At 38.5% G+C, this 20,109-nt stretch carries 26 protein-coding genes and 1 tRNA gene; 6 read left to right on the top strand and 21 right to left on the bottom strand.

The genetic code is table 11. The features are described 5' to 3' along the window. Positions 1-189: 189 nt before the first annotated feature. From IEO70_RS16300 to IEO70_RS16265, 8 genes are all read right to left on the bottom strand, one after another. Entirely contained in the window at positions 190-597 is a 408-nt protein-coding gene (locus tag IEO70_RS16300) for a hypothetical protein (protein ID WP_328820954.1), read from the bottom strand. Positions 598-811: 214 nt separating this feature from the next. Further along, positions 812-2,254, bottom strand: a complete 1,443-nt coding sequence (locus IEO70_RS16295) for a M1 family metallopeptidase (RefSeq protein WP_190999435.1) — start codon at positions 2,252-2,254, stop codon at positions 812-814. 191 nt (positions 2,255-2,445) lie between these two features. After that, complete coding sequence (locus IEO70_RS16290) at positions 2,446-2,910, bottom strand: DUF4181 domain-containing protein (RefSeq protein ID WP_190999434.1); 465 nt, start codon at positions 2,908-2,910, stop codon at positions 2,446-2,448. Positions 2,911-2,981: 71 nt separating this feature from the next. Next, the gene (locus tag IEO70_RS16285; protein WP_190999433.1) at positions 2,982-3,584 is read right to left on the bottom strand and encodes a hypothetical protein; all 603 of its coding nucleotides are present in this window, start codon (positions 3,582-3,584) and stop codon (positions 2,982-2,984) included. An 88-nt stretch (positions 3,585-3,672) separates the two neighbouring features. Beyond that, entirely contained in the window at positions 3,673-4,086 is a 414-nt protein-coding gene (locus IEO70_RS16280; protein WP_190999432.1) for a hypothetical protein, read from the bottom strand. Positions 4,087-4,202: 116 nt separating this feature from the next. After that, on the bottom strand, positions 4,203-4,469 hold the full coding sequence (locus IEO70_RS16275) for a CPCC family cysteine-rich protein (RefSeq protein WP_190999431.1): 267 nt from the start codon (positions 4,467-4,469) through the stop codon (positions 4,203-4,205). A gap of 129 nt (positions 4,470-4,598) precedes the next feature. Continuing rightward, positions 4,599-5,507 carry a PDDEXK family nuclease gene (locus tag IEO70_RS16270; protein WP_190999430.1) on the bottom strand — a complete coding sequence of 303 codons (909 nt, stop codon included), beginning with the start codon at positions 5,505-5,507 and terminating at the stop codon, positions 4,599-4,601. Positions 5,508-5,777: 270 nt separating this feature from the next. Further along, on the bottom strand, positions 5,778-6,164 hold the full coding sequence (locus IEO70_RS16265; RefSeq protein WP_190999429.1) for a hypothetical protein: 387 nt from the start codon (positions 6,162-6,164) through the stop codon (positions 5,778-5,780). Positions 6,165-6,589: 425 nt separating this feature from the next. Here IEO70_RS16265 and IEO70_RS16260 point away from each other — a divergent pair, with 425 nt between their 5' ends. Together IEO70_RS16260 and IEO70_RS16255 are read left to right on the top strand one after the other, a co-directional pair. Continuing rightward, entirely contained in the window at positions 6,590-6,787 is a 198-nt protein-coding gene (locus IEO70_RS16260) for a helix-turn-helix domain-containing protein (RefSeq protein ID WP_190999428.1), read from the top strand. Positions 6,788-6,865: 78 nt separating this feature from the next. Beyond that, positions 6,866-8,008: a site-specific integrase gene (locus IEO70_RS16255; protein ID WP_190999427.1), complete on the top strand. Its 1,143-nt coding sequence runs from the start codon at positions 6,866-6,868 to the stop codon at positions 8,006-8,008. Between the two features lie 110 nt (positions 8,009-8,118). Here the strand turns inward: IEO70_RS16255 and IEO70_RS16250 are convergent. The 4 genes from IEO70_RS16250 to IEO70_RS16235 form a co-directional block, all read right to left on the bottom strand. Next, a tRNA-Val gene (locus IEO70_RS16250) sits at positions 8,119-8,191 on the bottom strand. Between the two features lie 92 nt (positions 8,192-8,283). After that, entirely contained in the window at positions 8,284-8,994 is a 711-nt protein-coding gene (locus IEO70_RS16245) for a hypothetical protein (protein ID WP_190999426.1), read from the bottom strand. A 1-nt stretch (position 8,995) separates the two neighbouring features. Then, positions 8,996-9,820 carry an ATP-binding cassette domain-containing protein gene (locus IEO70_RS16240; RefSeq protein WP_190999425.1) on the bottom strand — a complete coding sequence of 275 codons (825 nt, stop codon included), beginning with the start codon at positions 9,818-9,820 and terminating at the stop codon, positions 8,996-8,998. A gap of 25 nt (positions 9,821-9,845) precedes the next feature. Continuing rightward, positions 9,846-10,403: a phosphatidylglycerophosphatase A family protein gene (locus tag IEO70_RS16235; RefSeq protein WP_235973635.1), complete on the bottom strand. Its 558-nt coding sequence runs from the start codon at positions 10,401-10,403 to the stop codon at positions 9,846-9,848. Between the two features lie 174 nt (positions 10,404-10,577). Between IEO70_RS16235 and IEO70_RS16230 the strand changes: the two genes are divergently transcribed. The 3 genes from IEO70_RS16230 (at position 10,578) to IEO70_RS16220 (ending at position 12,323) form a co-directional block, all read left to right on the top strand. Next, a complete protein-coding gene (locus IEO70_RS16230; protein ID WP_235973634.1) occupies positions 10,578-11,303 on the top strand; it encodes an alpha/beta hydrolase in 726 nt (241 codons plus the stop codon). A gap of 71 nt (positions 11,304-11,374) precedes the next feature. Continuing rightward, the gene (locus IEO70_RS16225) at positions 11,375-11,887 is read left to right on the top strand and encodes a YjcG family protein (RefSeq protein WP_190999423.1); all 513 of its coding nucleotides are present in this window, start codon (positions 11,375-11,377) and stop codon (positions 11,885-11,887) included. Between the two features lie 4 nt (positions 11,888-11,891). Continuing rightward, positions 11,892-12,323, top strand: a complete 432-nt coding sequence (locus IEO70_RS16220) for a GNAT family N-acetyltransferase (RefSeq protein WP_190999422.1) — start codon at positions 11,892-11,894, stop codon at positions 12,321-12,323. Positions 12,324-12,455: 132 nt separating this feature from the next. Here IEO70_RS16220 and IEO70_RS16215 read toward each other — a convergent pair whose 3' ends face one another. Together IEO70_RS16215 and IEO70_RS16210 are read right to left on the bottom strand one after the other, a co-directional pair. Further along, positions 12,456-13,043, bottom strand: coding sequence for a YdcF family protein (locus IEO70_RS16215; protein WP_190999421.1), 588 nt, complete (start codon positions 13,041-13,043; stop codon positions 12,456-12,458). A 106-nt stretch (positions 13,044-13,149) separates the two neighbouring features. Then, a complete protein-coding gene (locus tag IEO70_RS16210; protein ID WP_190999420.1) occupies positions 13,150-13,434 on the bottom strand; it encodes a hypothetical protein in 285 nt (94 codons plus the stop codon). 138 nt (positions 13,435-13,572) lie between these two features. Here IEO70_RS16210 and IEO70_RS16205 point away from each other — a divergent pair, with 138 nt between their 5' ends. Then, a complete protein-coding gene (locus tag IEO70_RS16205) occupies positions 13,573-15,852 on the top strand; it encodes an ATP-dependent helicase (RefSeq protein WP_190999419.1) in 2,280 nt (759 codons plus the stop codon). A 276-nt stretch (positions 15,853-16,128) separates the two neighbouring features. Here the strand turns inward: IEO70_RS16205 and IEO70_RS16200 are convergent, their stop codons facing one another. The 7 genes from IEO70_RS16200 to IEO70_RS16175 all read right to left on the bottom strand — a co-directional run bounded on the left by IEO70_RS16200 (position 16,129) and on the right by IEO70_RS16175 (position 19,706). After that, positions 16,129-16,383, bottom strand: a complete 255-nt coding sequence (locus IEO70_RS16200) for a stage VI sporulation protein F (protein ID WP_190999418.1) — start codon at positions 16,381-16,383, stop codon at positions 16,129-16,131. Between the two features lie 327 nt (positions 16,384-16,710). Then, complete coding sequence (locus IEO70_RS20240) at positions 16,711-16,845, bottom strand: hypothetical protein (protein ID WP_268938772.1); 135 nt, start codon at positions 16,843-16,845, stop codon at positions 16,711-16,713. A 174-nt stretch (positions 16,846-17,019) separates the two neighbouring features. Further along, complete coding sequence (yjcZ, locus tag IEO70_RS16195) at positions 17,020-17,160, bottom strand: sporulation protein YjcZ (protein ID WP_190999438.1); 141 nt, start codon at positions 17,158-17,160, stop codon at positions 17,020-17,022. A gap of 178 nt (positions 17,161-17,338) precedes the next feature. Then, a complete protein-coding gene (gene spoVAE, locus IEO70_RS16190; protein WP_190999417.1) occupies positions 17,339-17,695 on the bottom strand; it encodes a stage V sporulation protein AE in 357 nt (118 codons plus the stop codon). Between the two features lie 17 nt (positions 17,696-17,712). Continuing rightward, entirely contained in the window at positions 17,713-18,729 is a 1,017-nt protein-coding gene (gene spoVAD, locus IEO70_RS16185; RefSeq protein WP_190999416.1) for a stage V sporulation protein AD, read from the bottom strand. 3 nt (positions 18,730-18,732) lie between these two features. Next, on the bottom strand, positions 18,733-19,203 hold the full coding sequence (spoVAC, locus tag IEO70_RS16180; RefSeq protein WP_190999415.1) for a stage V sporulation protein AC: 471 nt from the start codon (positions 19,201-19,203) through the stop codon (positions 18,733-18,735). A gap of 14 nt (positions 19,204-19,217) precedes the next feature. After that, positions 19,218-19,706, bottom strand: a complete 489-nt coding sequence (locus IEO70_RS16175; protein WP_328820953.1) for a YhcN/YlaJ family sporulation lipoprotein — start codon at positions 19,704-19,706, stop codon at positions 19,218-19,220. Positions 19,707-20,109 lie beyond the last annotated feature (403 nt).

Raw genomic sequence — 20,109 nt, 5'->3', positions numbered from 1 at the left:
TCTTTGTACTCATTCTAGATTTTTCCCCGTTCTCATTTTTTCTTCATTATACAAAAAAGTACCCTATAGGTAGACTTTTTTATAATTGTCTACTCTATAGGGTACATTTTACTCTGTCCCCTTGTTCTACTAACGCCCCTTTTAGTTTAAGTGATAATTCTCACAAACCAGCATCGCTACTAGTGTAAATCATTCTGATAAATGTATATATTCCAATATTTCTATTTTGAAATCGTGATTACATTTTAGCTTATTGAGCTTTCCGCTATCACAGGATGGAGATATTCTTACCTTAACAAAATCTTCTTTATCCGTATCAAGATTTTCGGAAGGTACTTTAATCTTTAAGGAAACATCATAAGAATGATCGACATTATAATTTATACCGACAATTCTTTGCCAGTTCCAGCTAAAAAGGGCATTGCCCTCGTACTCTTTTAGCACTCTTTTATCAATAGTCGGCATTAAAAGATCTAAAACAATGTCTTCTGTTGTGAAATATAAATCATCCTTTGGAATAGTCTCTGCTTTAACAGTTTGCATTGAAGTAACAGTTATCAAGAATAAAACCAATACGATTAAGTATTTTTGGACCACCAACTTCACCTCAGTTCTAATTTAGTTGATATTCTTCCCAACGTATTATTCTTTATCAACTAACCTGCCTGTTCCATAAATAGTTCAAAAGAGAGGGGCATCAATCCTTCTTAGAACAACGCCCCTGATCGTTTAAATACATTATTTCAAAACTCAACCCATACTTTTTAATGATAATTGTATTGGTACGCTACTTACAAAACAATCGTCAGAATCACTCAAGTAATAGCCAGTCTTCAAAAACCGAATCATCCTCTAAATCGAAATAATACTTCACAAACCGGACAAACTCTTCTGAATCTACTTCTTTATATTGATAATACTCATAATAAGACTTTAAAAAATTTTCAGCTTCTTCTATTCCACCCTTTTCCTTAAATATATTCCATAACATCGTAGTGGATTTGCCGTAAATATATGAACTCATATTTTCACCATATTGATCTAACGGAAGATTAACTGGAAGAGGTTCAAGCATTTCAATCAAATTATTCATTGATTCATACGGTATATCACTATCAGTGGAAGAGTGACGATAGAGCATCTTTGCAAAATCTGCCATTCCTTCATCCAGCCACCCGTTGTGATACGGGTCATTGCTGATCAGACCGTAAAACCATTGATGAGCTATTTCGTGAACGACCATCGATTTTAAAAAATCTGGACTTGCAGGACCACTATCATAAATGGAATAGGCTGTAACAATTCCCGGATACTCCATTCCCAGACTGTCGATCACGATGTCTAATTGGGCAAACGGATAAGGTCCGATCGTCTCTTGAAAATACGCTAACGCATCCGCCGCAACTTCACTAATCTCTCTATAAATGTCTTTCTTATCCTCGAACCCGAATACTCTGATTGTTACCTCCTCCGTCTGTGTTTGAATAATCATTGGGTCATTTAAAATAGCTATATAGATATCTTTCACATTGTCAATTTCAAATGTTCCATTTGAATTGCCTGGTTCGCCATCTACTTCGCTGGAAGAAACAAAGGTGTATGCCTCTGGGATCTCATAGGATACTTTAAAATCACTGAATGCTGTATGGTATGTCTCTCCCCTAAACCCATAATCTTCCTTATTCCACTTATGATTTCTATATGTCGCAACCATTGGATAAAACTGCGCTAAATGATAGTTGCCGTTTAGTTTCGTAAATCTTAATCCCCCTTCTGGAAGAGTGAATTCATACTGAAATTCCACTTTCACCTGACTGTCGGGTTCCAATTTTTTCGAAAGAGGTATACGTAACGTATCTTTATCCAAATGGTAATCCACTTGCTCTCCGTCCAAATTAATATTATGTATTTTAACCATTGCAGCAGCTTTCAAAGGGTTCTGCAATTCTAAAGACGTTTCCTCAGTAAATATATTAGGGATGAAGTAAAACACTAAGTCACTCCAGGAATCCTGAGAGATATTTTTTATGCTTACTGTAGCACTTAAATGAAAGATTCCATCTTCCGTCATCTTTAAATCAATATCATATTGACTATCACTCCCTGCTGGAACTGTATTAGGAGAGAAATTCCTGCCGGTGTTTTTTTCATTTCCCATTGATTCTTCGATTTTACTTAGAGAAGTCAGTTTTAAAGCAACTATTAATATCATTAGTAAGATAAATAAAGAAAACCATAATAGCTTTTTACTCATTACACCCTCCAGGATTTTAATTTATTCTTTCTAAACTAATATTCTGGAGGAGTATAGAGTATCCCTCTGCACTTAACCGTAATATATAAAGACAATTAACTACAATCTTATGCAACTAAACTGCGCCGTTTGTTGCATAACAAAAGGAACTGTGCGACCACAGTTCCTTGATTGATTCATTCACGCCCCTGTTAGTAGAATAAGAAGCTTATGTTTCCTTTGACGTAAAAATAAACTCCAATTAAAAAGATGATAGTTATCGTCGAATTTATTAATGTTGCAATATATTGTTTTGATTCCTTTACATACCTCCACTCCAATATTACTTCAAACACCAATAATGTAGTTAAAAATAAAAGAAAACTCCATATTTTTAGGGCATCTGACTCAGATGTAACATTGAGCACCAAAAAAATAAAAAGTATTATCGTTCTTCCCCAACGGTCAATACGTTTTCCAGGGGTTTCGGAAAGTTGTTTTCTCTTTATTCCGAGGAATTTATCTATCATTTTTCCTACTAAAACTACCACTAAAATTGAAAGAACAATAATAATTAAAAAGCTCACAATTAACCCTCTCCAGTTGTCTTTATTAGTCACAGCTCCCAAGGCTATAACCTTATAATTCGCTATGTTTGATAGCAAATCCTTCTTCAACTAACCTGCCACTTTACTTCCATAAGAGTTCAATATAAAAGGCATTAATCCTTCTTGGATCAACGCCCCCGTTACTTTAAGTGAGATGTATCACAAATCTCCTTTGCCCTGCGTTCCATTGATTTAGAATAACCAAAACAATCTCTAAATAACTTCCTGCCAATATATTTTTGAAAATTAGTGTATTTATATCGGTAAAACTCGTTCCAATAGCTAATCATTCTATTATAGCTTTTGCAAAACGGCTCAATATTTTCAAGACAAAATCTTTTAATCCGTTCGGTATCCTGCTCTTTTAAAATATCATAAGTCATCTCTAATATTTCTACTACATATTCATCACATATTTTTACGATATAAGGAATAGCCCAGTCTTCATAATCCATCTGAAGCAATGAATAAATATGCTTTTGGCGAACAAACCCGTCACAACTTCTTGAATAAATACAATGCAAAATCATTTTTTGTCGTTGACTTAAATTTTCTTTAACTTCATCTGAAATATCAATGTAGTAGGTACGATAAGGAAATCTAATCATTTTATTATCTTGAAAATATTGAATAGTATCCTCGGACACACCGATAGTGACATTATTATAAGTTTTTTGATGAATCATTCCAACCACTTTAGTAACATCATCTCTCAAACAGTTTGGAAACCCTTCTTGAAACATACAATCAAATCCTTTCTTCAAATAATGTTAAAAATGTGTAGTTCAACTAAACTGCTTCGTTAGTTGAAGAGTATACGAAGATAGGGAATCAGTTTATTAGATCTTCTCCTGTCAAAATTTCGTATAAGTCTGCTGAATCGTGCTTTGTTAATTTCACATATCTATCGCTATCGGTAACTATCTCTAGATTTTCACCATTTGGACTAATCCATAACAAATAAGATGCTATTTTGTCTTCGCTGCTATTCTTAGATGGAAATTGAAATTGGTAGTCAGCATAACGTTCCATTTCTACTTTTGTATTTTCCCAATTAGCACTTTTCACTATATCTATCGCTTTAGTCACCTGTTTTCGTTGAGTGACTTCTTTAAAGTCTTCAAAAATATTTTCTTCTCCTGTTCGTTTCTGCACAGTTATTTTTTGTCCTATCATTTCATTTACACAACCCGAACTAACTAACAGAACACCCAGTACAGAAAGAATTAGTAGTATTTTTTTCAAGCAGCTATGCCCCCTTTATTATTATTTTCTTATTAAGCTAAACTGCGCCGTTAGTAAAAAAGCGACTGCTCTTATTTCGCAATCGCCCCCGTTGGGATAAGAGAGATTAACTCTCTCTATAGAGGTTTGAAATTTTCATCTTTTTCGTATCCTCCCAGACTTGGTTCTACAACTCTGTATTTAAACATCTCCTCAATGGCTCCGTATATCTTATAATTTCTTTGCGCTTGTCTCAAAGATACTTCATTAGCTCCACCTTCAAAGTCTGGATCGTCATTCTGCACCCCATCATCTTCCCAATAACAAACACCACATATTTCGTAATTGCCTGGTGGTTCTTCGAATGTTTTGTAACCACAACAGGAACAAGTATACTTTCTCATCCGATATTCTCCCCAAACTAATCGTTTTATTAATCCTATAATACATTAATAAAACTTAATTTTCTAATTCCTTGTAGAACTAAACTGCTTCGTTAGCTGCATAGCAATCTGCTTTGTTAAACGTTTTGGTTATTCGCTTTTACTAAGTTTTAAATGTTCATTTATTCGATTCTTCACTAATGTATCTGACAATTTATCTTTATAGGTAAAATAGATTAGATTAATATTATAATATTTGCAAATTTCAGCTTTTTCTTTATCTCTCTTTATTCTTTGATTTAACCCTTCTTTACCTCCCATAAAACCAATCACTTTAAAATGTTGCTCTCCTTGATACTCAATTGCAAGGTTTAATTCTTCAACATATATATCTATTCTTAAATGATCAATTTCATATTGATGTATCACATTATAATTAGGATATAGTTTCTTAACAATTTGCAGTAGCTTAATTTCAGTTGACCATTTTTGTCCAACCAAATGATAACCTACTTTTTCACGGATTATATTTTCACAATATCGGTACAAATCAAAACGTGACTGTTCATCTAATCTATTACTGTTTCCTTCTGTTATTAAAGGTGCTTGCATTCCTATAGGAAGATAACCTGACTCATATATAAATCCAGAAGGTGAAACTCCAAACTCTAGTTGTTTAACCTTAATATAGTTACCATAAATAGAATCAAATTTTGTACTATTAAGCTTTGACTTACCTGGTATGAATTTTGGAATAGCTTTATTACAAACGTGACATATACCTTTTTTAAATTGAATGGTGTCTGCTAACATCTGTCTTAAATTTGCCCGTACGCTCTTCGGTAAATAATCGAATCCAATATTTGCATAGGAGATATAAACCTGTAAAGATTGTTTTTGACAAGAACAAAAGTATATTTTACCCTCTCGATTCTTTTGAAAAGCAGAGAATACACCAAATCTACCTGAGTAATGTACATATGGATAGGGTAGGTTCTCTTCATAAGATAAAACTCCTTCAACTGGAATCAGAGGTAACTCTTCCTTTGGTAATTTCATTTCTAATCATCCTTTGATTGAGTTCTTAAATATGACACATCTTATTTTATAATAATTCAGGTAATTAAAAACATAAAGCGATAAATTCATTTTATATCCAGAAAATAATCAATACATTATTACAGAAAGAATGGAAATTTATACTATAAAATGGAAGTCTCGGTAATATTTCTTCTTAAACTAACCTGCTCCGTTTGTTGAATAAGGAAGTGAATTCAAAAAGCAATAATATTTACGCACAGAGCCTTGGAGCCTTTTAATATAAATCACTCAAAAAGATTTCAAAAAATCTAACATTTCTTTCGAATTTGTCTTATTTAATGTTAAGTAAATATATTCATTTTCAGGTTGGATCGTAACAATTTCGTTTTTTATACGAATTAAGTAGACCATTCTTTTTTCACTAGTATAAAGATTAAAATAAAATTTATAATCTGGTTTTTGTTGTTGTTTTCCTCCTTTTACCCATTCATCTGAATTAAGCATCTCTTGAATATTCACTGCTGTCGTATCATCTATTTTATTTTTATATGCAACAATTCGATATTCTTCTTTTCTCTCTTTTTTTTGAATAGTAATCTGATTCTCATTAAACGTACATCCTGCCAACAGACCGAATAAACAAATGATAATCATAAGTGTCGATAATTTCTTCATTCTTCCATCCCCTAATTCCCTCTTTATCTTATCTGTAAATACTACATTATCTATGCTTTTTTAAAAAGAAAATTATAATGTCTATATAATTTTACTTATAGAACTAACCTGCGCCATTAGTGGAAGAAGGAAGTAAATTCAAGAATTAAGAAGATCTACGAACAGAGCAAAAAACGGAAGCTAACTTCACTAACATCCCCTAGCAACAGGAAGAAAAGATGATAAATAAAAAACTCTCGTTTGTTCACAGAAAGTTCACGATTTATCTGCCCCTACTCTTTTTTTTCAAAAACATAAAAGAATATAATGTGAGAAATTTAGAAATTCTTTTATCTTTTCCCAGTTTTGATAAACATACATTTGATCGATAGAGAGATAAATAGAATAAAAACTATTAAATTATCATTCAACAAGGGGAGAAACATATGTACAAAACAATTGACGATTATCCAATGCTCTTAACAGCACCACATATTGCCGAAATTTTAATGGTATCTAACCCGACAGCTTATCAATTAATGGAACAGACCACCTTTCCATTAATCAGACTAGGGAGAAATAAGCGAGTTCGAAAAGATGAGTTCTTTAAATGGCTTTCCCTACAACAAGTACATCAATTATAAAGATACACGCAAGTGGTCAAACTGGTATTAGACCACTTGCTTTCCAATGCTCAATTAATCAACTAGGAGGAAAGCAAGATGAGAGGAAGCATAAGACAAAGAGGAAAAAAATACGAAATTGTTGTCACAATTGGTACGGATCCGATTACAGGCAAACGGAAGCAAAAAACAAAGTCCGGTTTCATTCGAAAGAAAGATGCGGAAAAAGCACTTAGAAGTTGGTTGACTGAATTAGATGAAGAGCAGTATGTTGAACCCTCAAAGGAAACATTGGCCGAATATCTGGAATATTGGTTCGCAGCACATTATCAAAAGCGGATCAAAGAAACAACGGCAGCGAGTAGAAGGTATATGATGCAAAAACATTTAACCGATAAAAATCCTGTTGCCAAGAAAAAACTGGCTGCCGTTACAACCTTTGATATCGATTCCCTTTATAACCAAAAAATCGATGAAGACTACAGTCCAAATTACATTCGAAAAATTCATCAAATGTTAAACCAGGCTTTCGAACAAGCAAGAAAGTGGAAGAAGGTTGGGTCCAACCCGGTCGTAGATGCTTCACCTCCTGCATTAAAAAAAGAGGAAATGAATATCTGGTCTTACAAAGAACTTCACACCTTCTTAAATCACTGTGAAGAAGAATGGCACAAACTCACCTTTCTGCTTGCCGTCTATACCGGAATGCGAAGAGGAGAAATTCTCGGGCTCAAATGGAGTGCGATTGACTTCTCAAGGAAAGTCATTGACGTCAAACAGGCTCTCGTCTATGTTCCCGGAAAAGGTTATACCTTATCCACGCTTAAAACAAAAAATGCGAGAAGGCAAATTCCCATTTCACCACAGGTGATGGAGGCCCTTCTATCGCACAGGAAGAAACAAGATGAACTGAAATCCTTACTCGAAGATCACTATGACAATCAAGATTTGGTCATCTGCACCCATTTCGGGACACCACAAGATCCGCAAAATATTCTGCGTGTTATGAAACGGATCATTGAAGTCTCCAAGGTTCCGGCGATTCGCTTCCACGATTTGCGCCACACACACGCTTCCATTCTAATTTCAGAGGGAGTGGACCTTGTAAAGGTTTCAAGACGACTGGGTCACGCCAATGCTAAAATCACATTGGAATATTACGCCCATTTAATGCCGAATGAAGATGATCAAGTGGCGGATATTTTCGACCAAGCAATGAATCGAACAAAAGAAGCGATGTGAGCATTTGGTGAGCATTTTCTAAAAAAGGCAATGCAAGCAAGGCAATGTGAGCATAACGAAAAAGCCCCAATCCCTTGTGGCACAAGAGATTGGAGCTTCCTAAAAAGTGATGATTCCGGCGGGGCTCGAACCCACGACCTCTACCCTGTCAAGGTAGCGCTCTCCCAGCTGAGCTACGGAATCGTTTATATCGGACAAGTATTATTTTATTATGTATATTTTCAAAAGTCAATGGAAAGTTGACGCTTTTTGGAAAACTTCAACTTTCCATTTGGTTAAAATTTTTCATTGCGCATGAATAGCTTCAACGTCACGACTGCACCAACGACGAGATAGCAAACTCCGAGGCTGAAAGATGCCATAAAGCCGACCGGCAGACCGGTAGAGCTAGCTTCCTGCAGTGGTCCATAAAAGAAACGGAGCGGCGGCAATACCAATAGAATCCATGAGATTCCTGCCGGAAAAACTTCTGCCATTTTTGGATAGGCTAGTGCTGCTGTTGCAGTGAGCGCTGTCATAAGCCATATGTATTTGGATTTATTTATTTTGGACGCTGCGAAAAAGCTACCAACAAAAATGCCCAGTCCTCCCAAACCGACATGACTATAAAAAGACAGTATGTGGTCAGTCGACTTTAACGGGTGCAAGAAGCTATTGCTCACAATCGGATAAAAATGCGCAATCAATACTAAAGGAATGAGCATAAGCAGGCAAACAAGCCATTTACCATATAAGTAATGTTCTTTTTGCCTTACATGGACGAGCAACATATGCGCTTCCGCTTTTTCTTCCAAGCGGAATATATTCATCGTCATCCACGCTGCAATGAAAAATAGCACAATTGCGGATTGTATGTAGCTCGCCAATATATCATTCGAACTGTAGGCATATAATATGATGACCCAAACGAAATAGAGCGTTATTGGCGGTATAAATAAATAAGACCGGCTGTAGCTTTTTAGTTGATATAAAACATATGATTTCATTTTAAATCGTCTCTTTCACTTCCATAATCGAACTATTATTGTTTAATAAATAGAAAAGGCATTTATCGCTTTCTCGTGCGGGAACTGACAATTCTACGATATTGTCCTTCCTGCTTATGACTTTTCCGTACCTTTTCACTTCTTCCAAATCGAAGTGTGTCGGAATCTTAACGATAATCCGCTTTTGTTTCGTATGCTCTGTAAGTGCTTCCTGTCTTATTAATTTGCCGTTTTCCAAAATGATTACTTCATCCGCCAGCAAATCGACTGTTTCCTGCTCGTGAGCGGTAAAGATTAAGGTGATATCGCGCTCTATCCGATTAATCATCTCAACAAATGCTTGCTTCGATTCCTCATCCAATCCTGTCATCGGCTCATCAAGCAATAAAATATCGCAATTCGTCAGCACTGCTTGGATTAATCCTGCCTTCTGCTTCGTTCCTTTCGAACAATCTTTCAATTGTGCTTTTAAATAAGGCTCCAATTGAAACATTTTGCTGTAGAAAGCAATCGCTTCTTTTACTTCCTGTTTATCCCGGCCACTCATCATGCCGACATGTTGCAGAAATTCCCCCAATTTAAATCGCATGTCTTCCGGGAAATGCTCCGGCGCATAGCCGATAATTTTATTAAATGTATTGATTTCTCCGGAAGAAGGCTTATATATGCCCGCAATCAGCTTTAACAGACTGCTCTTCCCTGAACCGTTATGCCCGAGGATCGCTACCTTCGACCGATCCGCAATTTGGAAACTCAGATCGTCAACTAGTGTAAAACGATCAATTTCTTTTGAAACATGACTCGCTTTCACTGCATATTCATTCATTTATATTCTCACCACTCTTAAAAAACTAAGTTGTCATTCCTTGCTTTCGCATAGCTTCTTCCTCTGCTGCCATACGTCTTTCCTCTTCATCACGGATACGGTGTGCAATCCTTGATGCCGCATTTGCTGCAATGCTTGCGATCATATCATCCAAAAACGTATGGACTTGATGGCCGCTTTTACTGTCCAGATGGCGAATGATGCCGATTTTATTTTTATCCAAATGGCCAAATGTCGTTACCGCAATACTTCCGTAACCAAGAACCGCACCGAAAGCGATTGTTTCATCAACACCGAACAACCCTTCATCTTGCTCAATCAGACTTTGCAAAGGCTCAGACAACTTCTTCTCCTCCGCTAGTCTGTCGAGCTCTACTCCAACCAGCAGAGCATGCTGTATTTCCCGCTTCATTAAAACACGCTCGACGCTTTCTATACATTCGTCCATTGTCAATTGCTTGTTAAACTCATATTGCATCTCATAAACAATTTCCGCGATATCTTGGATCATTACTCCTCGATCGCGCAATGCTTTTAGGGCAGCACTTGTCACGTAACGGCTATGCACTCTTTCTGTACCCATCTTTGTCATCTCCCTGCTCGTAAATTCTAAACTGTCTGTATTATAATATTATATCAAAAATTGCTATGCCAGGATGGATTTTTTCTTGTATTTTAACGGTTTTGAAAGCTTTACAAAAGAATTCAATTTGCCATTATGTTACACTTTAACTATTACAACTAGGAGGTTTTTTCTTTGAGTATTCCTATGGGTAAAATTCAAGAAACTAAGTTTTATAGTGAAGCTCTGCAGGAGGAGCTGACACTTCTTATTTATTTGCCTTCCAATTATTCGCCCCTTTTCAAATATGCTTTATGCATCACGAACGATGGCAAAGATTATTTTCAAATGGGTCGTATTGGCAGAGTAGCAGACCGTTTAATTTATGAAAATAAAATTGAAGATACGATTTTTGTCGGTATTCCTTATAATAATGTCGATGATCGCCGTGAAAAATACCATCCGAATGGTGCTAAACAGCCAGCTTACATCCGATTCCTTGCTCATGAGCTCGTTCCGTTTTTAGATGAGCAATTCCCTACATACGGGGTCGGACACGGGAGAGCATTGATGGGTGATTCGCTGGCAGCAACAGTTTCCTTAATGACAGCCTTGCAATATCCGCATACGTTCGGTCGCGTCATCATGCATTCTCCATACGTTGATGAGAAGGTGATGAAAGCAGTCGAAGTGTTCAACGAGCCACAGCTTCTTCATTTATATCACGTTATCGGCACGAAGGAAGATGTCGTGAAGATGACAGATGGCAATGTCGGCAATTTTCTCGAGCCTAATCGCGAGCTTAATAAACTATTTATTGCGAAAAAATTTCCGTACTTTTACGAAGAATTCGATGGCGACCACACGTGGAAGTACTGGCAAAAGGATGTTTGGCGCGCCATTGAAATGATGTTCGAATAGCATATTTAACCAATTCACTTGCATAATTTGTTATAATAGACTAAAAATTGGTTATATTCAGGAGGTTTACTATGAAGTACGGTGTTGTTATTTTCCCATCTAAAAAGCTCCAAGATATTGTAAATTCATACAGAAAACGCTATGATCCAAATTATTCTTTAATTCCTCCGCACATTACAATCAAATATACATTCGAATCAACAGAAGAAGAGATTGCTAAAGTAGCGAAATATCTTGAAGAAGTTGCTGCCGATACGAACCCATTTACACTGAGAGTTCTAAAAGTCAGCACATTTCAACCGGTCAACAATGTCATTTATTTAAAGGTCGAGCCTACTTCTGAACTTGTCTCACTTCAGCAAAAGCTGCAAAACGACTTAATGGGTTCAGACGAATTTTCCTTTGTTCCGCATATTACACTTGGGCAAAAATTGACTGATGCTGAGCATTCGGATGTTTTCGGCCAAGTTAGCATGCTTGATTTGCGCCACGAGGAAACGGTTGACCGTTTTCACCTGCTTTATCAATTGGAAAATGGATCTTGGACTGTCTATGAAACATTCCGTCTCGGAAAGGAAGCTTAAATTTATGAAATTCATCATCGTACAGAATCAGCAACAGCTTGAAGAAGCGTATACGATCCGCAAAAAAGTATTTGTCGAAGAACAGAACGTTCCGATGGAAGAAGAAATCGATGAATTCGAAATGGACGCCGTGCATTTTCTTCTTTATTCCGAACATGACCAGCCGATTGCCGCCGGGCGCTTTCGTGAAGCAGACGGGTACGGTAAAGTCGAACGTATTTGTGTCCTTGCCGAACAACGTAGAACCGGTGCCGGAAAATATATTATGGAAAGCATCGCCGCTTACGCCGAGCAAAACGGCATTAACAAATTAAAGCTAAACGCTCAAACGCATGCCATCCGTTTCTACGAGAGCTTAGGCTATGAAGTTGTTTCAGAAGAATTCATGGATGCAGGTATTCCGCATAAAACGATGGTAAAGACATTAAAAGCGTAAGCGCCTCTACCTGAGGCTCTCAAGGCAATAGGTACCGGGTGCCTGAAACTGGATATCAATACTCTAATAAAAAAGAGGCTGTATCATGAGGCGTCACTTCTAACATCTCATGATACAGCCTCTCTTATACTTTTAGCGGAATGGACTTGTAAGAATATAGCCTGTATAGTATACCCATTCTTTCATGAAAAAAGGCAATTTTGTCTCTACTGATTGAAAAGCAGAAGTTTGCGTTGGTGAAGAATGAACGGTAATGTTAAATTCCTCTGCTAAATATACCGAACGCTTCATATGTAATGGATCGCTCACTAACATATACGAATCGAAATCGTATCCTTGCTGCTGAACGGCTTCTAGCGCATATTCGATATTTTCTTTCGTAAACATCGACTTTTCTTCTATTATAATATGGTTTTCATTCACACCTTGTTCGACGGCATATTCTTTCGATGTCAATGCTTCTGATTTCACTTCTCCCTCTGCTGTTCCACCAGTGAAAATAATATAACCCACTTTTCCTTCCTCATACAGCTCAATCGCGTGATTAATTCTTTCTTTCAAAACCGGAGACGGCTTTCCATTCCAAGCAGCAGCTCCCAAAACAATTGCTGCATCACTTTGATCCTCATCATTTTCAAGACTAAATGCATATACACTCAAGCCTGTGTGCAACAAAAAACAAAAAACGACTATGAACAGCATTTTTATATACTTCACCATATTAATTGCTTCACCTTAGTTTCTAAATTGACAATCCTACTAAATCATACCTTGATTTTATGGTGAAAATCCACCTTTTTAACCAATTTTGTTTGGAAATATTTGATTATACATAGCAATCAATTACATACCCTTTACCCGTTATATGAGAAACATTAACTTGTTTCATCTTCTGGAATGAGTTTTTCCGATATTCAGTTGTCGCATCAGGCCGCGAGTATACATGAGTATGTGACATCGGAACATCAGAAAACTGAGGCTTTAAAGAAAGTGCCAACACCGGCAGTCTACTCTTTACTGAAGAAATACTTCTCATATTCTCGTTACGATAATCAATACGGTTGGCGTAAGCAAGCGATTGGTACGGAACAATCGGCAAAATGTAACCCATTTCCTCTCCCCCTTTAATAAGGTTAAGTAAAATTTTCTATTCTCTTTAAGGTCGACTATAGGTATGTTTTTTGTTTATACTATGATTTGTTAAGATGAAGAATACTACTTTAAATGAAATGATATGAGGGTCTACTATATGAAAACGGCTAAATACCAACAAGAAACAATCAAATTGGCTCACCTGTCGCCGGAACTTCTTCAGCTGAATTTTGAACGAGGAAAAAAAGGATTGCTTTCTTGCCCGGTTTGCGGAGATCAAGTACGTTTATATATCGGTATTGCTGAAGAACCGCACTTTTATCACAGCCAAACCGACAAGCCGGCCTGTCAAAGCAGCAACGACCTAGTGGCGGCAAGCTCTGCTAATAAAAAGGAAGCCTATATCGAAAGAGGTGGCTTTCGTCTTCCTGCTTCTAGAAGTATCACCAATGGAACGGAGTCCTTCTCCTTTAAATCTTCTAGAAGCATAAGCGGAAATCCTCCTTTTTTGCCGATTGCCCCTAAAAAAAATGATTCTCTTCATCCGTTTCTTACAGCACTTGAACAATCCGGTGTCACATTGGATGATGAGCAACGCGAAGCTGTCGTAGATACAGAAGGGCCTCTGCTCGTTTTATCTGGTGCCGGAAGCGGAAAAACAAGAGTATTAACGGCTCGTACAACATTTTTAATGAAAGCAATGAATGTGCCGCCTTCACAAATTTTATTGGTTACCTTTACAGCTAAAGCCGCCAAAGAAATGAAAGAACGGATGCTAAGCTACCCAGGTGTAACACCTGCCGATGTAGCAGCGCTTGTCGCAGGTACTTTCCATAGCATTTTCTATAAAATTTTGCTTTTTCACGAACGGGAACGCTGGCAAAATAACGCCTTGATCAAGTTTGATTGGGAAAAAGAGAATATGCTGAAAATGGCAGGAAGAGAACGCGGACTAGATGAAAAAGAGTTTGCCTATGACGCAGCTATTCAACAAATCGGTTTATGGAAAAACTCGCTACTTTTCCCAAAAGATATCAAACCGCAAGATGATTGGGAAGAAGATTGCTGCTACTTATATACAAAATATGAAGCTAGCAAAAATGCGGCTGGCAAATTCGATTTCGATGATATGCTGATTGGATGCTATCACTTATTCAACGAGAACCCTGATATTCTGGAAAAATACCAAAAACGATTTTCTCATATTTTGATTGACGAATTCCAAGATATCAACAAGGTGCAATATAAGCTGATGAAAATGTTATCGAAACTGAATCGCAATATATGCGTAGTCGGTGATGATGATCAGTCGATTTACGCTTTCCGCGGAAGCGATCCTTCATTCATTCTTGATTTTGAAAAGGATTTCCCGGAAGCAGAAATTATCAGGCTTTCGCAAAATTATCGTTCTTCTCACCAAATTGTCGCAACAGCCAACCGAATGATCAGCAAGAATGAAAGACGAAAAGCGAAGACGATGATTGCCCAGCATAATAACGGTGAAGCACCGGTTATGTTCTATCCTTATGATGAAGAACAAGAAGCGACAATGATCGTGACCGACATTGCAGAAAAAATTGCAGCCGGCGCCAATCCTGCTGATTTTGCGATTCTTTACCGGACACACACGATGTCACGTGCAATTTTCGAACGTCTCGCTGAATCGAATTTGCCGTTCGTCATTGATCAAGACTCCGAAAGCTTTTACCAAAGAAGACTAGTGCGCAGCATGCTCGCATTCTTACGGTTAAGCCTCGATGCTGATGATATCCATGCGGTGGCCGACATATTGCCGGCAATGTTTTTGCGCAACAACTTGCTGCAGGAAATTAAAGCGCAAATGATTTTGCAGGATTGTGATGCTTTAACGGCACTCTCTAAAATCAAAACCGGACATGCCTTTCAAGAAAGAAAGCTCAGCAAACTGCCCGGCCAAATCAAAAGCTTGCAAAACATCCCTCCTGCCGTTGCGCTTGAACGTATCGAAAAAGACATGGGCTTTAACGACTACGTCAAAAAACGTGGCAATGAGGGCAACAAGATGGAAAAAGGCTCAGATGATATTCGCAACTTGAAGGTAGCTGCGAAACGGTTCCAAGATAGCCGTTCCTTCCTTCAGCACGCTGATCATATGAGCGCCATGAATAAGGAAATCAAAAACTTATCGAAGCACTTCCCGCAGGCCATTACATTGACAACCATCCATCGGGCAAAAGGACTTGAATACAGCTACGTTTACATTCTAGGCGCTGTTGACGGCGGTATTCCCCACGATTACGCAATGGACGATTACCGCAAAGGCAATAAGCACGCACTTGAAGAAGAAAGAAGACTTATGTATGTGGCAGCAACTCGCGCTAAACAGCATCTGTACTTTTCCGTCCTGCAAACCAGAGGCGGAAAAACAGCTTACCCGTCTCGATTTTTATATCTGTAAGAAACAATTGCACTTACATTCACACCCCGGGCTGAAAATAAATCCCGGGGTTTTAATTTACTACCGGGAACACTTTTGAAAAGTGGTACTGCCAATATAAGGTTCATATACCTTTAAGCCTTTTTCATTCAGGTTTTATAATAAATCAGCCCAAGTCAAATGGACTGAAGCGGCCCTAAGCAAAGCATCCAGTTGTCTTGCAGATTCATAAATCACAAACAAGAAAGAGACAATCCCTAGTTCTTCACACTAAGTTTTGTCTCTTTTTAAGTACCGTTATTTCTTGTTCATCATACCGGCAAGCGTGCTGAAATCTAACTGTTTGCCATCATTTATAATCGATTGGACAATTTTATCTTCCATCTCTTTGTTGACTGGCTTACCCGCCATTTGCGATACTCTTTGAATGACGCCTCTGATCGTCTTTTCATCCTGTAAGTTCGCCCCTTGCAAAGAGTTCGCCAATTCCATGACATCCTGCATGTTCACGCCAGTTTTCTTTTCCATATTCTTAAAAAAGTTTGAATCCACGTTCGCAGCCCCTCCTTCTTAATCAGTTCATTGTATGTAAACGAATGTCATTTGTGCTTTTCCAACTAATGATAAACGCCCGGCTATGCACAAAACCTGAAAAAATTTAAGCCTAGTCCATACCATTTTTCCGGTACTGACATATTATATGGTGAATGAAACCATAAAGGAGAGGAACGCTATGTCATTTAGAAGACACCATAGAAGATGTCACCATTGCTCTAAATGTTGCCACCAAGAATCCAGCTCAAGCTCAAGTTCAAGCTCTAGCTCAAGCTCATGTAATGTATGCCAATTTGAATCATCATCATCTTCATCATCTTCCGTCTACCAAGAAAATTGCGTAAGATGGGTACCTGCATTTCTAGGCTCAGGCGCCGGTACAACTTGTTGGAGATCTTCCATTCCGCAATACGAATCATCATCTTCTTGCTCATCATCGTCATCACCTGAATTCAACAATCATTCCCATCACCAAAAAAGAAGCCGGCGAAAATGCAGATGCTGTCACAATAGATAACAAAACGGAAAAAATATCCCAAGTTCGGGATATTTTTTTTCTAAAGCGAAAGCGTCTGTGAATAGTTACTTCACAAGCAAAAATAAAACGGGACCAAAGCCCCGTTTCATTTTCTGTTAGAAACAGAAAGATGCTCCAACGATAATTAACAAGATGAACAATACAACAACTAGTACAAAAGCTGAGCCAGTACCACCATAGCCGCCGCCATAACCACCGCCGCAGTAACCGCCGCCATAACCGTATCCACCGTACATTCTCTTCACCTCGCTTTCGCTAGTTCTCTTATACATATGAGAGACAAAGTCTTCTGGTATAGACAAATCCCCATCAGCTTCGGCCTATTTTACAAGCAATATATGTATCCGAATACAAAGAGGTGCGAGAATCCCGTTAGAATAGGCGGCCTATTTTATGTCTGGCTTTACTGTGGTTTTAGCCTTTCGGTTTGAAAATTAACGCCCCGAGAAAGCCGAATATAATCGCTGATGAAATACCGGCACTTGCAATTTCAAACATCCCCGTCAAAACGCCGACAATGCCGTGTTGTTGCGCTTCTTGCATCGCACCGTTTACCAATGTATTGCCAAAGCTTGTGATTGGCACAGTTGCACCCGCTCCGGCGAAGTCAGCCAATGGCTCGTACCAGCCGAAACCGGCAAGAATCGCACCTGCCACAACTAAGGAGCTAAGCGTATGTGCCGGTGTCAGCTTAAAAACATCAAACATTATTTGTCCAATAACACAAATGAGCCCACCAATGACAAAAGCCCAAAAAAACATCGGAAGCATACTTCATTCCTCCTTCCTTATTCGTATTCCAATGCCACTGCATGCGCAATACACGGAATTGTTTCTCCTTGCTGAAAAGATAACGGTGACAGCAATGCCCCGGTGCTTACAAGCAAAATCCGCTTGTACACGCCTTTTTTCATCTCATTCAGCAAATGGCCGTACAAAACGGTTGATGAACAAGCAGCCCCGCTGCCGCCCGAAAAGACTTCTTGCTCTTTCTTGTAAATAAGGAGACCGCAGTCGAGAAAACGTTCCTTTTGAAGATCAAATTTTTTTTCTTCAAATAAATCAGATGCAACCGTATGTCCAATTGCTCCTAAGTCTCCTGTGATGACAGCATCATAGTAGTTGGGACCCAATCCTAAATCTTTATGATGCGCCATAATTGTATCTGCAGCTGCAGGCGCCATCGCTCCGCCCATATTAAACGGATCGCTGATTCCCATATCGACCACTTTACCGATTGTCGCTGCTTTCACTTTCACTCCCGGTTTCATCATGCCGACACTGCTTCCAACTAAAGCAACTCCGGCGCCCGTCACTGTCCATTGCGCTGTCGGCGGCTTCTGTCCGCCATAATCGGTCGGATAACGAAACTGCTTCTCTACAGCTCCCTTATGGCTTGAAGTACCGGTAAGCGCGTAATTAGCGCCTCTATAATTGACAATGAATGAAGCAAGAGCAAGTCCTTCCATAGAAGTTGCGCAAGCACCGAACAACCCTAAATACGGAATTGCATTCGTCCGTGCCGCGAAGCTTGTCGGCGTTATTTGATTAATTAAATCTCCTGCTAAAAAGAAATCTACTTTATCTTTTTTCAAAGTAGCCTTTTGGAGCACAATATCTACAGCATCCTCCAGCATTTTTCTGTGCGCCTTCTCGTGCGTTTTTTCATTCGCATACGCTTCATCATAAAGAAGATCGAATGAATCCTTTAAGGGCCCCTTTCCTTCCATCGGTCCCCCGGTCACGCCTGTATGTAAGATTGCCGGATTATTGGCAAATTTCCATGATTGCTTGCCGACTAACATCCTTCAACCTCCTATAGCTGCTATTATTGTTTTAATTAGTGCTACAACAAATGCCGAAAAGACGCCGAATACGATGACAGAGCCGGCTAACTTAAATATATTGCCGCCGACACCAAGGACGTATCCTTCTGTCTTATGCTCGATTGCCGCCGACACAACCGCATTTCCAAAACCCGTCACCGGCACCGCACTTCCCGCACCGCCGATTTGGCCAAGCTTTTTATATAACCCAAAACCTGTCAGCAGCATCGAAATAAAAACTAATGTCGATACTGTCGGACTGCCGGCTGTTTGCTCGGTAAAGTTAAAAAAATAAATATAAAATAAAGTCAGACATTGTCCAAACACACAAATAAGCCCTCCGACCAAAAAGGCTCGCACACAATTTTTCCAAACCGGTCGCTTCGTTTCTTCAGTCTTCTCTAGTTCCTGATATTTTTTTTGTTTCGCAGTCATCTGGTCTTTTTTTGCCATCGCCTAACCTCTTCTCACGTTTTTTCTTGCTCGAGCTTAATGATTTTCTTAAATTGCTTCCGAGCCTTTTTACGCGAATAGTCCTTATCCTTCAATTCTTCATTCAGCTCAACAGCTTCCAAAAAGATTTTGAAATCGCTCGAGACTGTAAATTTTCGATCCTTATATTTTTTCTCAAGCTTCTTCTTCAGCTCCTTCTCGATTTTTTTCATCTTGAAGCGCTTCATCTGCTTGACCTTGTACGCCACCAACACACGTTCTTTTCCGACTATAATGGCAGCATCATATATTTCAGGCATCTTTAAAACATAATCATGCAGTTCTTCAGAGAATTTAAACTCATCTGCTGTCTCATACAATACTGCCGGATGAGGATTGGTCGTTTTGAAAAGCGCCCATTTTGCATCGCCTTTTTTCGGAAATTCCTCACAACCTGTCAAAAAAAGCAGACTTCCGATCATCATCGTTAGCGCAGCTTTCCCTGCTCGCATCTTGAATGTCACATTCTCACTCCTTCCTACTAACATATAATCTGCAAATAAAACGAAAATATTACGACATAAGAAAAACCGTCACCGGTCCTTTTTCATTTTTGATTATGCTCCTCGATTTCACTTCAATGAAGAAGGAGACATGCGGCTTAGGCCCGAGCATGGCAGGTGTAAGGTTAGACAGCTATCCGCGTTCAAAATTATATTTTTTTCTTGAAAAAATCGAGTAGAGGGAAAATAAATAATTTATTTTCGCCCCTCTCACAACACTGTACGTACGGGTCACGTATACAGCGTTTCAATCTATATCGCAGTATGTACTTTTAGATAACGTTCTAAAGCAGAGGGGATTCCCCTCTGCTTTAGTCTTTTGTTTGAAAGGGCTCTATGGACAACTTTCGATAATCCTATATAT

The organism is Peribacillus faecalis (assembly GCF_014712675.1).
Taxonomy (GTDB): Bacteria; Bacillota; Bacilli; order Bacillales; family DSM-1321; genus Bacillus_AD; species Bacillus_AD faecalis.
Note: the sequence above shows the minus strand (reverse complement) of the source record. Positions and strands in the feature narration are given on the sequence as shown.